Origin of the sequence: Herbidospora cretacea, assembly GCF_001570605.1 — a bacterium.
GTDB lineage: Bacteria > Actinomycetota > Actinomycetes > Streptosporangiales > Streptosporangiaceae > Herbidospora > Herbidospora cretacea.
Genome location: NZ_BBXG01000003.1, coordinates 513,274 through 527,583 on the forward strand (window position 1 = coordinate 513,274; position 14,310 = coordinate 527,583).

Below are 14,310 nucleotides of genomic sequence, written 5' to 3' on the forward strand. Positions count from 1 at the left end.
CCGCAAGCTATCAATTGGTGTCAATAGGGTAAAGCTCAGTTGCGTGCTCAACGGCCGGGGGACGGCCGCCGATGAGGCCAACGGCCCTTCTGCCTGCGCGGCAGCCCGCTTCGAGGCATTCGGAACCGGTCAAACCCGCGAGTCGCGCCGTGAGGAACCCGGCCGCGAACGCGTCTCCCGCGCCCGTGGAGTCGACGACGCGGTCACCCGGCCCCGCCGCGACGGCACCGGCCCGAGCAACGATACGCCCGTCTTGGGCGAGAAGCGCGCCCGCCGGGCCGAGCTTCACGACGGCGGTTCCGTAGATGTCGCCGAGGAGTTCGGCCGCGCGTCCGGGATCGGTGGCTCCGGTCAGCACGAGTGCCTCGTCACGGTTGGGGATGATCACATCTGCTGCCCGTGTCTCGGCGGTGAAACGTTCGACGCCGAACTCGTGCAGGAACCTGGTGGAGGCCGGGTCGACGCTGACGGTGATGTCCTTCGCCGCCCGCATCGCCAGGCGGGCCAGCTCCAGCCCCTCCGGCGTCCACATCAGGTAGCCGGACAGATGGAGGCAGTCGACCCCGTCGAGCAGCGCGTCGGTCCAGTCGCCGGGGCCCAGATGGCGCGCCGCGCCCCGGTTGGTCAGGAACGACCGCTCCCCGGCGCCGTCGACCATGGCGATCACCACGGCGGTCGGGCGGACGGGATCGACGGTCACATGGGTTCTGACGCCGCTCAGGGCGTTCAGGTGCCATGCCGCCGTGTCGGCGCCCACGCGGGCCAGCAGCCGGACGTCGGCGCCCAGGTGGGCCGCCCACGCGGCGGTGTTGGCGCCGGAGCCGCCCGGCCGCAGCGTGATGTCGGCCTCGGTGTCGGTGCCCGTGGCCACCGGCTCGCGGTGGAGGGCGACGACATCGGTCACGACATCGCCGATCACCAGCAGGCCTCCCATGTCGATCAGATCTCCGGCGTCCAGGATGACGCGATTTCCGCCGCGAGGCGGGTGTTTCCGCGTACTGCCGCGAGGTTGGCCGCAAGTGAGGCGCCTTGGGTGGCCTCGACCAGGTATTCCAGCAAGTAGGGGGTGATGGCCTGACCTGTCACCCCGTTGGTCTCGGCGGCCCGGAGCGCCTCGGCGAGCACGCGGTCGTGCAGGGCCGGGTCGAGCTGCTCGTCCTCCGGCACGGGGTTGGCGACGATCAGCGCGGTCTCGGGCCCTCCCAGGGCGTCCTGGGCGCGCATGATGCCGGCCGCCTCCCCGGCGGTCTCGATGCGCCAGTCGACCGGCTCGCCGGAGGTGTGCAGGTAGAAGCCGGGGAACTCGTCGGTGCGGAAGCCGACCACGGTGACCTGGCGCGTCTCCAGGCGCTGGAGGGTGGCGGGGACGTCCAGGATCGACTTCACGCCGGCGCAGACGACCGTGACGCGGGTGCGGCTCAGCGTGTCGATGTCGGCCGACTCGTCCTGCACCGAGGTGTAGCCGCGGTGGACGCCGCCCAGGCCGCCGGTGGCGAACACCCGGATGCCCGCCCGCGCGGCCAGGAACGAGGTCGCCGAGACGGTCGTCGCGCCGCTCAGCCCGAGCGCGGCGCAGGCCGGCAGGTCACGGAAGCCCAGCTTGCGCAGATCGCCCTCGGTCGCGACCCGGACCAGCTCCTCGTCGGTCAGGCCCGCGCGGGGCACGCCGTCGAGCACCGCGATCGTGGCCGGGACCGCGCCGCCCTTCCGGACGAGGTCCTCCAGCTCGCGGGCCACTTCGAGGTTCCTGGGCTGCGGCAGGCCGTGGGAGATGATGGTCGACTCCAGTGCCACCACCGGGCGGCCCTCCGCGAGCGCGGTCGCCACTTCCTCGGAACGCTTGATCATTGAAATTTCCCCATACGTCGCATGTGGTCCCAGAGCACTCACAAATGTAGGGTGCGGGCATGGTGTCCCAGCCGCAGCCCCACTGGCAGACCGGTCTCTAGCCCCTCACCCGCTTTCGTCCAGTCACGAAACGGAGGGGACTCACCATGTTCGACGTCGTCATCGCCGGTGCCGGTCACAACGGCCTGGTCGCCGCCGCCTATCTCGCCCGCGCCGGCAAGAGCGTGCTGCTGCTGGAGCGGTACGGCCACGTGGGCGGCCTGGCCGTCTCGGCCCAGGCGTTCCCGGGGGTCGACGCCCGGGTCTCGCGCTACTCCTACCTCGTCAGCCTGCTGCCCTCCAAGGTCGTCCGGGACCTCGGGCTGCCGCTGACGCTGCGGCGGCGGCGCTTCTCCTCGTACACCCCGGTGGGAACCGGCGGTCTCCTGGTCGACGGCGGCGACGAGGACCGCACGGCCGCCTCGTTCGCCAACGTCACCGGGGGCGGCCACGAGATCGTCGCCTGGCGGCGCTTCTACGCCATGACGGCCGCCGCCGCGACCGCGATCGCCCCCACCCTGATCGAGCCGCTGCCCTCGCGCGACCAGCTCAGGGAACTGGTCGGGGAGTCCTGGACCGACCTGTTCGAACGGCCCATCGGCCAGGTGGTGAGCGAGCTGTTCGCCGACGACGTGGTGCGCGGGGTGGTGCTGACCGACGCGCTCATCGGCACCTTCGCCGACCCCGACACCGACCTGCTGGCCAACCGGTGCTTCCTCTACCACGTCATCGGCGACGGCACCGGCGACTGGAACGTCCCCGTCGGCGGCATGGGCGCAGTCACGGGTGGCCTGGCCGACATCGCCAGGAAGGCGGGCGCGGAGATCCGGGTGAACGCCGAGGTGGTCGCGATCGACCCGGCGACCGGCGAGGTGACGTACCGGGACGAGAAGGGCGAGCACACCGTGACCGGCGGGAAGGTCCTGGCGAACCTGCCGCCCTTCACGCTGGCGCGGCTGCTGGGCGAGGAGGCCCCCGAGCGGCCCGAAGGCGCCCAGCTCAAGATCAACATGGTGCTGAAGCGGCTGCCGAGGCTGAAGGACCGCTCGATCGACCCGCGTGAGGCGTTCAGCGGCACCTTCCACATCAACGAGAGCCGCGACCAGCTCGCGCTGGCCTTCCGGCAGGCGTCGGCGGGGGAGATCCCCGGCCTGCCGCCCGCCGAGGTCTACTGCCACTCGCTGACCGACCCCTCGATTCTCGGCGCCGACCTGCGGAGGTCGGGAGCGCAGACGATGACGCTGTTCGGCCTGCACATGCCCGCGCGGCTGTTCGACCGGCCGGGGGCCAAGGAGGAGGCGGTCCGCCGCACGCTCGCCTCGATCGACTCGGTCCTGGCCGAACCCCTCGAGGACGTGCTGCTCACCGGCCCGGAAGGCGTCTGCCTGGAGGCCAAGACCCCGCTCGATCTCGAACAGGACGCCGGGCTCCCGGGAGGCCACATCTTCCATCAGGACCTGTCCTGGCCCTACGCCGAGGAGGGCGGCTGGGGCGTGGAGACCGTCCACGAGCGGCTCCTGCTGTGCGGCGCGGGCGCGCGGCGCGGCGGCGGGGTGAGCGGGATCCCCGGCCACAACGCGGCGATGGCCGTCCTGGGACGTTAAGGGTCTTCTCAGAGGCGGTCGTTACCGTGTGAACGTGACGGACGAGACACCCCGGCTGCTGGTCGTCGACGACGAACCGGCCCTGCGCGACGCGCTGCGGCGCAGCCTGGAGTTCGAGGGCTACCGGGTCGGCGTGGCCTCCGACGGGCTGGCCGCGCTGGCCGAACTCCAGCGTGAGCCCTACGACGCGGTGCTGCTCGACGTCATGATGCCGCGCCTCGACGGCCTGACCACCTGCCGGCGGCTGCGCGCGGCCGGCGACCACGTGCCGATCCTCATGCTGACCGCCCGCGACGCCGTTGGCGACCGCGTCTCCGGCCTGGACGCCGGCGCCGACGACTACCTGGTCAAGCCCTTCGAGCTCGACGAGCTGCTGGCCCGGGTGCGGGCGCTGCTGCGGCGCAGCACCCTGACGGCCCCCGCCTCCGACGAGCTGGCCTTCGAGGGACTGCGGATGAACCCGCAGACGCGGGAGGTCCGGCGCGGCAGGCGGCCCCTGGATCTGACCCGGACCGAATTCCTGCTGCTGGAGCTGTTCCTGACCCATCCCCGCCAGGTGCTCGGCCGCGAGCAGATCCTCAGCGCGGTGTGGGGGTTCGACTTCGAGCCGTCGTCCAACTCCCTGGACGTCTATGTCATGTACCTGCGCCGCAAGACCGAGGCCGACGGCGAACCACGCCTGATCCACACCGTGCGCGGCGTCGGCTACGTGCTGAGGGGCACGCCGTGAGCCTGCGGCGGCGGGTGACGATCGTGATCGCGGTGGCGGTGGCCGTCGCCATCGCCGTCTGCGCCGGGGCGAGCTGGCTGATCGTCCGCGACCAGATGCGCGACCAGCTCATCGAGTCGCTGGAGCAGTTCCCCGTGCGCGACGACCAGGTCGCCCAGGCCCTCGCCCGCTGCGGCCAGGAGGACAGCGACCAGCCGTGGGACCCGTCCGGGCGCGGCTGGCAGCTCGTCCGGAGCGACGGGACGATCTGCGAGGGCGGGTCGTCGTCGCTCGAACCCATCCCCGAGGAGCGCGCGCTGTGCTCGCGCAGCGGCCCGGCGGTGGTCCGCAACGGCATCCTGAGCGGGCACTACCAGACGCCCGTCATCGCCCAGACCAGGGCGTTCGAGCCCGGGACCGCGCTGACCGTGTTCCGCTCGACCCGCGAGATGGACGACTCGCTCCGGGTGCTCGGCCTGGTGCTCGCCGGGGTCTGCGCCGTCGGGGTGCTCGGCGCGGCGGCGACCGGCCTGTGGCTGGCCCGCACCGCCCTGCGCCCGGTCGCGTCGCTGACCGGCGCGGTCGAGCACGTCGCCAGGACCGAGGACCTCGAAGTCCGCATCCCCGTCGACGGCAAGGACGAGATCGCCCGCCTGGGCGCGGCCTTCAACACCATGACCGCCGCCCTGGCCGCCTCGCGGGACCGCCAGCGGCAGCTCGTCTCCGACGCCGGCCACGAGCTCCGCACCCCCCTCACGTCGCTGCGCACCAACATCGACCTGCTGCTCCGCAGCGAGAACACCGGCCGCCCGCTGGAGCCCGAGGCGAAGCGGCGGCTGCTCGTCAGCGTCAAGGAGCAGTTCGAGGAGATGTCCTCCCTCATCGCCGACCTGCTGGAACTGTCCCGGAACGCCGAGACGGCCGGCGCGTCCACCGAGGTGGAGTTCCAGGACGTGGTGTCCGCCGCCGTGGACCGGGCCCGGCGGCGCGGCCCCGGCCTGGTGTTCGACGTGGAACTGTCCCCGTGGCGGGTGTCCGGGGACGTGCGGGGGCTGCAGCGCGCCGCCGTCAACATCCTGGACAACGCGGTCAAGTTCAGCCCGGAAGGGGGCACGGTGACGGTCCGCCTGCGGGACGGCGAGCTGACCGTCCGCGACGAGGGCCCCGGCATCGCCGAGGAGGAACTGCCCCACGTCTTCGAACGCTTCTGGCGCTCACCCGCCGCGCGCAGCCTGCCCGGATCGGGCCTGGGCCTGGCGATCGTCGCCCAGGCGGTCAGGGCCGCCGACGGCCGGGTGACCCTCGCGAGCGGCCCCGACGGCGGGACGACCGTGACGGTCGTGCTCCCCGGGTCGGCCGCGTGATCGAGATCGTCCTGCCCGTCCGCGACGAGGAGCGGGTGCTGGCGTCGAGCGTCGCGACGCTGCTCGCCTTCCTCAAGCGGGAATGCCCCTTTCCGGTGCGCGTGACCGTGGCCGACAACGGCTCCACCGACGCCACCTGGTCGGTGGCCCGGTCGCTGGACGGCGTCCGGACGCTGCGCCTGGAGACCCCCGGCCGGGGACGGGCGCTGCGGGAGGCCTGGTCGTGGAGCGAGGCCGACGTGGTCGCGTACATGGACATCGACCTGTCCACCGACCTGGCCGCCTTCGTGCCGCTCGTCACGCCGCTGCTGTCGGGGCACGCCGACGTCGCGATCGGGACCCGGCTGGCGGCCGGGTCGTCGGTCGTCCGCGGCCCCCGCCGCGAGCTCATCTCCCGCGCCTACAACCTGCTGCTGCGCTCGGCCGGCGCCGCCTTCACCGACGCGCAGTGCGGCTTCAAGGCGCTGCGCGCCCCCGTCGCCCGCGAGTTACTCCCCTCCGTCGTGGACGACGGCTGGTTCTTCGACACGGAACTGCTGCTCAGGGCGCAGTGGCGGGGCCTGCGCATCCACGAGGTCCCCGTGCGGTGGGTCGACGACCCCGACAGCAGCGTGGACGTCCTGCGCACCTCGATCGCCCAGCTACGAGGCCTCGCCCGGGTGGTGTCGGAACGCGAACGAGGGGTAGCCGCAGGCGCATGGACAAACAGGCATTCATCGCGCTCCTGAACGAGGACCTCGAGAGCGAATACCGCTCGATCGTCCAGTACACCCAGCACGCGGCGACCATCAAGGGCGCCCAGTACCAGCCCATCGTCGAGGAGATGCGCGCCCACCTGACGCAGGAACTCGAACACGCCTCGGCCCTGGCCCAGCAGATCGACTTCCTGGGCGGCGTCCCGTCCGTCCGCGTCCCCTCGATCCCCGACACCCCTGACAGCGCGGCCGCCCTCCAGCTCGACCTGGAGCTGGAGGAGACCCAGCTCGTCCGCTACCGGGAGCGGGTCGAGCAGGCGATCGAACTCGGCCTCCCCGACGTGGCCGAGGCGCTGCGCCCCCTGCTGCAGCAGACCCAGGACCACGTCATGGACCTGCAGGGCGCCCTCGGCAAATGACGGCGTCGACCGCCGTCGCGGTCCGCCCCCGCAGGATGACGGGGTTGACCTCGGCGAACACGAACCCTTCCCGACGGGTCATGTCCGCCAGCGCGACGGCGGTCCGGGCGAGCGTCCCGACGTCCGGAACGAGCCTGGCGGCCCTCATCTCCCGTACGGCCCTCTCCACGCGCTCCCTGGTGACGGGGAGCGGGACGACCGCCGCGTCGTCGAAGACCTCCACCCAGGCCCCGCCCAGCGCGATGACGACGACCGGGGTGACGGCGTCGTACCTGACGGAGACCATCACCTCGACCCCCGGGGGAACCATCTCCTCGACGAGGACCGGCGGGGGGATCTGCCTCAGCGCCCGTTCGAGGTCCTTCTCCGTCGAGACGCCGAGGATGACGCCGCCCTGCGCGGCCTTGTGGCGGACGTCGGGCGAGTCGACCTTGACCACGACGGTCCCGAGCTCGGCCAGCAGCGCCCCGGCCTGAGCCGGATCCCCGGCGACCCCGCCTCTCGGGACGGCGATGCCATGAGCCTGGAGACAGGCCTTGCCCTCCACCTCCCGCAGCCAGGTGGGTTCGGCACTGCTGCCTCGCTTTTTGCTTTGGTCGGCGATCTCGCGGATGCGGGCCGGATCGACCGCGGTGGTCATGGCGCCGGCGCAGATCAGGCCCTCGGTCAGGCCCGCCACGGGGACCAGGCCCAGGTCGGTGAGGTGTTCGGCGGTGGCCTCCGGCATGAGCTCGGGGAGCGTCGAGGCCACCACGACCGGGACGTCGAGGCTCCCGGCCGCACGCGTGACGGCGTCGAGGGCGGCGTCCCACGCCTGTTCCTGCTCGGGGTCCATCTCGGCCGGGCGGTCGTAGCAGGCGAGGACGACGCCGATCGACGGGTCCTCGCCGGCTGTGGCGATGACGGCGGCGGTTCGCTCGGTCTCGCCGAAGATGACGGCGGTGTAGTCGAGGGGATTGGAAGCGGTGGCCGTACCGGGCAGAAGCCCTTTCAGAGCTTGGACGGTGCCCGCGCTGAGCGCCGGAAGCGGCACCTTGAGCCTCGCGGCCTCATCGGCAGCCGTGGCGGCGTCACCCCCAGAACACGTCACCACCAGCACCCCCGTCTCAGGGGTGTTCAGCGGATCGGTTCGCGTGTGGGCGATGGTGCGAGCAGCTCGCCCGGACGAGGCGCTTTCGTCCGGCGGGTTGAGGTGCGCGGGGGCGTCCAGATTCGACGGGTAGACGTGCCCGACGGGTTCGGGATGCGGCGGGTTGAGGTGCGCGGGGGCGGAGCCGGGATGCGACAGGTAGAGGTTACTGGCGGCAGCTTCGGCTTTCGACGGGGTGATTCGCCCGGGCGTGGCATGGGTGGTCGGCGGGTTGGTGTGCCCGGACCTGGTGGCGGTTCGGTGGTTGGCCTGGCTCAGGGCTTTGGCCAGTTCGAGGAGTTCGTGGGGGTTGCGGGCCCACGCGCCACCGGCCTCCTCGATCAGGGCCTTGAGGATGCGGTGATCACCCGCGACGGCGCCCGTGTGGGCGGCGGCGGCGGCGGCGCCCAGGGCGCTGGTGCCCGCTTTCAGTACGGCCACCCGGATGCCGTGCTCCACCGCCAGCGCGAGGGCTTCCGGGAGGCCCGGGTCCTCGGTCTCCAGGTAGAGCGCGGCCGAGGTGACGCCGTCGAGCTCGGTCAGGGCGGTGAGGTAGTCCGACGCGGTGAGGACGGCCTGGTTGCCGCAGGACACGACCGTGTGGAGCCGCAGCGCGCGCCTGCTGAGCAGGGCGTTGACCGCGACGTTGCCGCTCTGCGAGACGAGCGCCACCGGGCCGGGACGCCTGGGTACATAGGCGTCGCCCCACATGGGCGCCCGGCCGACGACCGAGACGACGCCGTTCCCGTTGGGACCGCAGACGGGGAGGCCGTGGGCCAGGGCGGCCCGCCGGAGCTCGTCCTGAAGCGCCCGGCCGCCGGGGATCTCGGCGAAACCGGCCGCGAGGACGACCGCGCCGCCACACCCTCGTTCCCCCGCTTGCCGCAGCAGATCCGGCACGGTGCCCGCCGGGGTCGCGATGACGAGGGCGTCCGGCGCGATGGGCAGGTCGGCGATGGTCGGCACGCACGGCACGCCGTGCACGTCGCGGGCGGTGGGGTGGACGCCGTACACGGGACCGGGAAAACCGGCGGTGACCAGGTTGGCGACCGCCTGGTTGCCGTAGGAGCCGGGGCGGGTCGAAGCGCCGACGACGGCGACCGAACGGGGAGCGAGCAGGCGCGCGGGTCTCACCTCCTCCACACTGGTTGGTCAACCAGTCAGCAGTCAAGGTGTGTCGCCGACGCGAGGCGCTGCTGGGGTAGAGTTGCCGGGTGCGCAGCGCGGAGGGCGCCCGGAGCAGCCGGGCCGATCAGGCAGATCAGCGCCGGGCCGAACTGCTGGACGCCGCCCGGCGTGTGGTGCTGGAGCGAGGTCTCGCCAGCACCCGGGTCTCCGACATCGCGAAAGCGACCAACGTCAGTGGCGGGTTGATCCACTACCACTTCGCCACCAAAGACGACCTGATCACCGCCATGCTGCGGGCCACCTCCGAGAGCGAGGTCAGGCGGCTGCGCGAGATCATCGCCGGCCCCGGGACGGCGGTGCAGCGCCTCGACCGGGTGCTGCGCTTCTACATCCCCAACTCGCGGTCCGACCAGAGCTGGATCCTGTGGCTCGACGCGTGGGCGCTCGGGGTCCGGGAGCCGCATGTGCGGGAGATCCTGCTGGAGCTCGAGGGCGGCTGGATCGAGATCCTGTCCGAGGTGATCTCCGAGGGCATGTCGGCGGGGGAGTTCACCTGCGACGATCCCCAGGGGGCCGCCGAGCGGCTCGACGGGATGCTCGACGGGCTCGTGGTGCGCTACACGCTGCACTCGGGGGCGATGTCGCGGAAGCGACTGCTGGAACACGCCCGGATCGCGGCGGCCCGCGAGGTGGGCGTGGAACGGTCGACCTTCCCTGCTTGATTCCGCCTGACTCGGCGTAGGACCTGACTCGGCGTACGACCTGGCAGGGGTCGGCGGGCGGTGTGGCGGCGTGTGAACTGGCGGGGTCGGAGTTGTCTGCGGTTGAGCAGGGCCGGATCACCGCCGACTGCACTAAGGGCCTTGGCGCATCGAATCTCCACCGGTGACGCGGCTCCAGGTGCCGGACGCATCGTGAGCTGCCGCCCGAATCGCGCGCGAGGCTCCGGCCGCTCGGCGAACGCGGGGGAGGACCGCCGCGCGGTCAGACCCCTGTGTCGTCGTCCTGCACCCTCATGAGCTTCGAGGAGACCTCGTCGGCGGCTTGACAGGATGATCGCTCCCCTATTTGACTGGGTCACCAGTCAGGGATCGTCAGGGAGAGCGACATGTCGCTGATACGGCTGTCGGATGAGCAGATCGAGCTGCGTGACCGGGCCAGGACCTTCGTCGACGACGTGCTGATTCCACGGGAGGAGTCCGCCGAGCGGGCGGGCGGGCGACTGGCCTCCTCCGACGTCACCGAGATCATGAAGGCCGCTCTGGACGCCCGGCTGAACGGGGGAAGACACGCCGTCGAGCACGGCGGCCAGGGGTGGTCGGCCACCGACTACGTCGTGGTGCAGGAGCAGTTCGGGCGCAACACCAACGGTCTGTGGTGGTGGGTGCCGGACGCCTACAACGTCCTGTCCGCCGGCACCCCCGAGCAGATCTCCCGCTATCTCCGCCCGGCCCTGCTGGGGGAGGGCTGGGTCTCGTATGCCGTGACCGAGGAACACGCCGGCTCCGACCCCTCCGGCATCTCGACGGTCGCCGAACGGGTCGGCGACCAGTGGCGGCTCGACGGCGAGAAATGGTTCGTGACCAGCGGCGACGTGGCGGCCGTGCACATCGTGGTGGCGCTGGCCGAGGGCCACGGGCCGACGCTCTTCCTCGTCGACGCCGAAGCCGACGGGGTCGAATACCTGGACGATCCGCCCTTCACCCACTCGTTCCCCCATGGGCATCCCACCCTGCACCTGAACGGCGTCCTCGTCGGCGACGACGCCGTGCTCGGCGGACTGGGCCAGGCCGACGCGCTGCAGCAGAACTGGTTCGTCGAGGAGCGGCTGGGGATCGCCGCACATTGCGTGGGCGCGATGGGCCGGTTGCTGGACGAGGCCGTGACATGGGCGTGCGGGCGCGAACAGGGCGGCTCCCGCCTGATCGACCACCAGGGCGTGGCGTTCCCGCTGGCCGACTCGGCCGCCGACGCGGCGGCAGCCCGGTTGATGGTCTACGAGGTGGCCGCGCTGGCCGATGCGGGGGCCGACCGGAAGGTCGTCCACGCCAAGGCGTCGCTGGCGAAGTTGTTCGCCTCGGAGGCGGCGTGGCGGTGTGCTGACCGGGCGGTGCAGACGTTCGGCGGGCGCGGTTACATGCGGACCAACGTGGCCGAACGCTTCCTCCGGGAGCTCCGGGTCGACCGCATCTGGGAGGGCACCAGCGAGATCCAGCGCTTGATCATCGCCCGGTCGATGGAACGCCGGGGAGTCAGCCAGGTCATCGCCTGACCTGCGCCCCGGATCTGAGTAGGCAAGAGCGAGATCCAGCGGTTGATCACCCGAGGCTCTGCCGTCGTCGCGAGGGACTTTCCGTTACGGCTACCGCCCACCCTGTGGCCATCCACGGAGTGGTCACAGCAGCACAGAACCCGGGAGCCGAGATTGCGCGCCGGGATTCTGTCGGTGGGCGTTCGTAGGGTCGCGGTATGACTCCAGTCACGATTCTCGGGCTTGGGCCGATGGGACGAGCGCTCGCCCGAGCCTTCATCGCGAACGGCGATCCGACGACGGTCTGGAACCGGACCCCCGGCAAGGCCCCCGACGGGGCGGTCGAGGCCAAGACAGTCACCGAGGCCGTCGGCGAACTGACCATCGTGTCCGTGATCGACTACGACGCGGTCGCGGCGATCCTCGACGCCGAGGCCCTGCGCGGGAAGACGCTCGTCAACCTGACGGCGGACACGCCCCACCGCGCCCGCGAGATGGCCGCCTGGGCGGCCGGCCACGGCATCACCTACCTCGAAGGGGCCGTCGCCTGCCCGGCCACGGCGATCGGCACGCCCAACGGGACGATCTTCTACAGCGGGCCGTCGCCGGTGTTCTCCCGGTGGGAGGCGGAACTGTCGGTGCTCGCCAACCCCATCTACCTGGGGGAGGATCCTGGGCGTGCGGCCGCCTTCGACGTGGCGGTGCTCGACGTGTTCTGGAACGCGCTCGCTGGGGTCGTCCACTCCTACGCGCTCGCCTCCGCCGAAGGCATCGAGCCCGGCGAGCTGACGCCGATGCTCAAAGGGCTCGGCGAGATCCTGCCGGCGCTCGTCGAGGAGTGCGGGGCCAACCTCGAATCAGGTGAACACCCCGGTGACGCCTCGTCGATCCGGTCGGCCCACGCGCAGATCTCCCACGTGATCGCGGCCTCGGAGCGGGCGGGGCTGGAGACGGGGGCGCTGCGGGCGGCCCGTGGATACGCCGACCGGGCCATGTCCGACGGACGGGCTAAAAAGGGCTTCTCGGCCCTGTCCGCATACGTTGCTGAAGGCGGCAAGCCTTGATGACGCGTCGACCGCTGGAAGCGAAATAGGTTGCGACATTCCAGGTGATGTGGGAACCATGGCTGGGATGGCAAAAGTATAGGTGAGCTACTGACAGGCGCCGACAAGGGTGGAACGCAGCTCGTTTTTTCTAAGAACGGAACTGATGCTCCTGGGTTGATGTGGTGCTGCTTCTCTTTTGCATAAGCGGTGTCCGCGAAACAACCCCTCTGTGTCCCCGTGGTGACGCATTGTGGCTGACTTAAAACCGAGGGTGGACATTCATTGCAGCACATTCGTTGTTGTGAGCTCCTTTTTGGAACGGTCCCTCACCGGTAATTTCAGGCAGAAGAGCGTAGCGTCGGAATTGTGACCTAGATCACAATTTATTTCCTCTTTACGCCTAGATCATCCGCAGGTATGTTTCGAGCGATTTGCCGAAGATCGCCTGTGAGTTGCACAAGCGGCTCTTCGACGGGCTGGGGGCCCGTTCGTGCGAATTCCCACTAGCGGAGGAGTGGACGGGGTGCGCGGAAGTCTATTTGGGCTGGGCAAAAACGGTCCGGCGCGATGGCTGGCTCGAATTACCGCAGTTGTGAGTGTGGCGCTTATTCCTGGAACGATTGGGCTTCCGGTTCTTGCTGCCGGGATCTCTGTGCAGCCGGCAGTACTGCAGCTTTCAGGCTCCACGAAAGGTTCCGTGGATGAACCGCCTGTACAGCAGTCTGGCTCGGCGGCCAATCGGCCCAGCCAGGTGGATTCCTCTGTCACGAAAGAGAATCCGCCTGCGGGCCAGCCAGGCTTCCGCCCTGACGACGGGAAGCGGCCAGAGGGAGGCCTTCCGCTGGAGAACCGACCCGCTTTGGTCGACGAACCGGCTGAAGGTGGCTTGGAATCCCCGCCACCGCTACCAGAGGAGATCAGCGGAGCCGATCCTGAGGAGCTGACTCCTTCGAGCACGCCTCCCACGGGCTCCGGCCAGGTGCAGGGTCTTTCGGCGGAGTATGTACCCGCTGCGAAGACGCCGCTTCGGGCCGCTGTCGGCGCTCGGTCGGTGATGACCATAGTTTCGGACTCAGCTCCGGCGGTGTCGAATCTGTGGGCATCCGGGACACGCGGCTCCGGCGGGTGGACGCTCTCCACCCTCACTCCGCAGTTTCAGGCCAAGATCACTGACCCGTTCTACCGTTCGGCCTTCCTCGGTTACGAGGTGGAACATGATCCGTCGGTGCCCTCACAGGGGACAGGGCTGATCTCCGAGGGAACTGGGACGACGTCGACCTCTTCCGGGGGCTACGCCGGTGTGACGGTGCCATCGGGACGACTGACTGATGGCTGGCTGGTGCGCTGGCGGGTCAGAGGTGTCACGACAACGGGTGTGGAAGGCTCGTGGTCGGACTGGCAGTCAGCGAAGGTTGACGTCTCCAAGCCGGCGGTCTCGGAGTTGTCGGCACGGGGCATGCAGGGGGCCGACGGCTGGACGCTGTCGTCGCTCACACCTTTCTTCCAGGCGAAGATCACTGATCCGGTGTTCTTCCGTTATTCGTACCTGGGCGCCGAGGTCGAGCACGACCCGTCGGCGCCCACCCAGGGATCCGGCGTCATCTGGTCCGGGACCGGCACGACGCCCACGTCATCGTCGACCCTGACCGCAACGGTGACCGTGCCGACGGGCAAGCTGACCGACGGCTGGCTGGTGCGCTGGCGGGTCAGGGGTGTGACGACCACCGGTGTGAACGGTCCCTGGTCGGACTGGCAGGTGGCGAAGGTTGACGTCTCCAAGCCCGCGGTGTCGGAACTGACGGCTCGTGGGACGCAGGGTTCGGGTCTGTGGACGCTGTCGTCGCTGACGCCTTATCTCGAAGCGAGAATCACCGACCCCGTGTTCTTCCGCTATTCGTATCTGGGTGCCGAGGTCGAGCATGATCCGTCGGTGCCGGCTCAGGGGTCCGGTCTGATCTGGTCGGGGACGGGCACTACGGCTACCAATAGTGAGTCGCCGTATGCCCGGGTGACGGTGGCGTCGGGCAAGCTGACCGATGGCTGGCTGGTGCGCTGGCGGGTCAGGGGTGTGACGACCA

The 14,310-nt window shown here is 70.4% G+C and carries 12 protein-coding genes; 9 read left to right on the forward strand and 3 right to left on the reverse strand.

The window, feature by feature from the left end; genetic code table 11:
- Positions 1-10 precede the first annotated feature (10 nt).
- Both AW270_RS08115 and AW270_RS08120 read right to left on the reverse strand, forming a co-directional pair.
- On the reverse strand, positions 11-934 hold the full coding sequence (locus AW270_RS08115) for a carbohydrate kinase family protein (protein WP_061292347.1): 924 nt from the start codon (positions 932-934) through the stop codon (positions 11-13).
- Positions 935-939: 5 nt separating this feature from the next.
- Positions 940-1,848 carry a pseudouridine-5'-phosphate glycosidase gene (locus AW270_RS08120; protein WP_061292349.1) on the reverse strand — a complete coding sequence of 303 codons (909 nt, stop codon included), beginning with the start codon at positions 1,846-1,848 and terminating at the stop codon, positions 940-942.
- Between the two features lie 146 nt (positions 1,849-1,994).
- On the opposite strand from AW270_RS08120, the gene AW270_RS08125 reads away from it, so the two are divergent.
- From AW270_RS08125 to AW270_RS08145, 5 genes are read left to right on the forward strand one after another with little or no spacing between them, the layout of a single operon-like run.
- Positions 1,995-3,491, forward strand: coding sequence for a phytoene desaturase family protein (locus AW270_RS08125; RefSeq protein ID WP_061292352.1), 1,497 nt, complete (start codon positions 1,995-1,997; stop codon positions 3,489-3,491).
- Between the two features lie 34 nt (positions 3,492-3,525).
- Positions 3,526-4,221 (forward strand): response regulator transcription factor, encoded by a 696-nt coding sequence (locus AW270_RS08130; RefSeq protein WP_169807271.1) that lies wholly within the window; start codon positions 3,526-3,528, stop codon positions 4,219-4,221.
- Positions 4,218-5,564 carry a sensor histidine kinase gene (locus tag AW270_RS08135; RefSeq protein ID WP_061292355.1) on the forward strand — a complete coding sequence of 449 codons (1,347 nt, stop codon included), beginning with the start codon at positions 4,218-4,220 and terminating at the stop codon, positions 5,562-5,564. Before AW270_RS08130 ends, AW270_RS08135 begins: the two co-directional genes overlap by 4 nt.
- Positions 5,561-6,292 (forward strand): glycosyltransferase, encoded by a 732-nt coding sequence (locus tag AW270_RS08140; protein ID WP_061292358.1) that lies wholly within the window; start codon positions 5,561-5,563, stop codon positions 6,290-6,292. The genes AW270_RS08135 and AW270_RS08140 overlap by 4 nt, the downstream gene beginning before the upstream one ends.
- Positions 6,262-6,678, forward strand: a complete 417-nt coding sequence (locus AW270_RS08145; RefSeq protein ID WP_061292359.1) for a ferritin-like domain-containing protein — start codon at positions 6,262-6,264, stop codon at positions 6,676-6,678. Before AW270_RS08140 ends, AW270_RS08145 begins: the two co-directional genes overlap by 31 nt.
- Here AW270_RS08145 and AW270_RS08150 read toward each other — a convergent pair.
- On the reverse strand, positions 6,647-8,941 hold the full coding sequence (locus AW270_RS08150; protein WP_169807272.1) for an acetate--CoA ligase family protein: 2,295 nt from the start codon (positions 8,939-8,941) through the stop codon (positions 6,647-6,649). The two genes, AW270_RS08145 and AW270_RS08150, sit on opposite strands and share 32 nt — an antisense overlap.
- Before the next feature lie 80 nt (positions 8,942-9,021).
- Between AW270_RS08150 and AW270_RS08155 the strand changes: the two genes are divergently transcribed.
- From AW270_RS08155 to AW270_RS08170, 4 genes are all read left to right on the forward strand, one after another.
- Entirely contained in the window at positions 9,022-9,657 is a 636-nt protein-coding gene (locus AW270_RS08155; RefSeq protein ID WP_061292363.1) for a TetR/AcrR family transcriptional regulator, read from the forward strand.
- Between the two features lie 386 nt (positions 9,658-10,043).
- Positions 10,044-11,207: an acyl-CoA dehydrogenase family protein gene (locus AW270_RS08160; protein ID WP_061292364.1), complete on the forward strand. Its 1,164-nt coding sequence runs from the start codon at positions 10,044-10,046 to the stop codon at positions 11,205-11,207.
- A 197-nt stretch (positions 11,208-11,404) separates the two neighbouring features.
- On the forward strand, positions 11,405-12,250 hold the full coding sequence (locus AW270_RS08165) for an NAD(P)-dependent oxidoreductase (protein WP_061292366.1): 846 nt from the start codon (positions 11,405-11,407) through the stop codon (positions 12,248-12,250).
- Between the two features lie 1,066 nt (positions 12,251-13,316).
- Positions 13,317-14,310: hypothetical protein (locus AW270_RS08170; RefSeq protein WP_157521758.1), on the forward strand; the 994-nt coding region annotated here is incomplete at its 3' end.

What these genes read in the sequence shown, in the direction of transcription:
- AW270_RS08115 (WP_061292347.1), bottom strand. Translation starts at nt 934, where the DNA reads ATGGGAGGCCTGCTGGTGATCGGCGATGTCGTGACCGATGTCGTCGCC.
- AW270_RS08120 (WP_061292349.1), bottom strand. Translation starts at nt 1,848, where the DNA reads ATGATCAAGCGTTCCGAGGAAGTGGCGACCGCGCTCGCGGAGGGCCGC.
- AW270_RS08125 (WP_061292352.1), top strand. Translation starts at nt 1,995, where the DNA reads ATGTTCGACGTCGTCATCGCCGGTGCCGGTCACAACGGCCTGGTCGCC.
- AW270_RS08145 (WP_061292359.1), top strand. Translation starts at nt 6,262, where the DNA reads ATGGACAAACAGGCATTCATCGCGCTCCTGAACGAGGACCTCGAGAGC.
- AW270_RS08160 (WP_061292364.1), top strand. Translation starts at nt 10,044, where the DNA reads ATGTCGCTGATACGGCTGTCGGATGAGCAGATCGAGCTGCGTGACCGG.
- AW270_RS08165 (WP_061292366.1), top strand. Translation starts at nt 11,405, where the DNA reads ATGACTCCAGTCACGATTCTCGGGCTTGGGCCGATGGGACGAGCGCTC.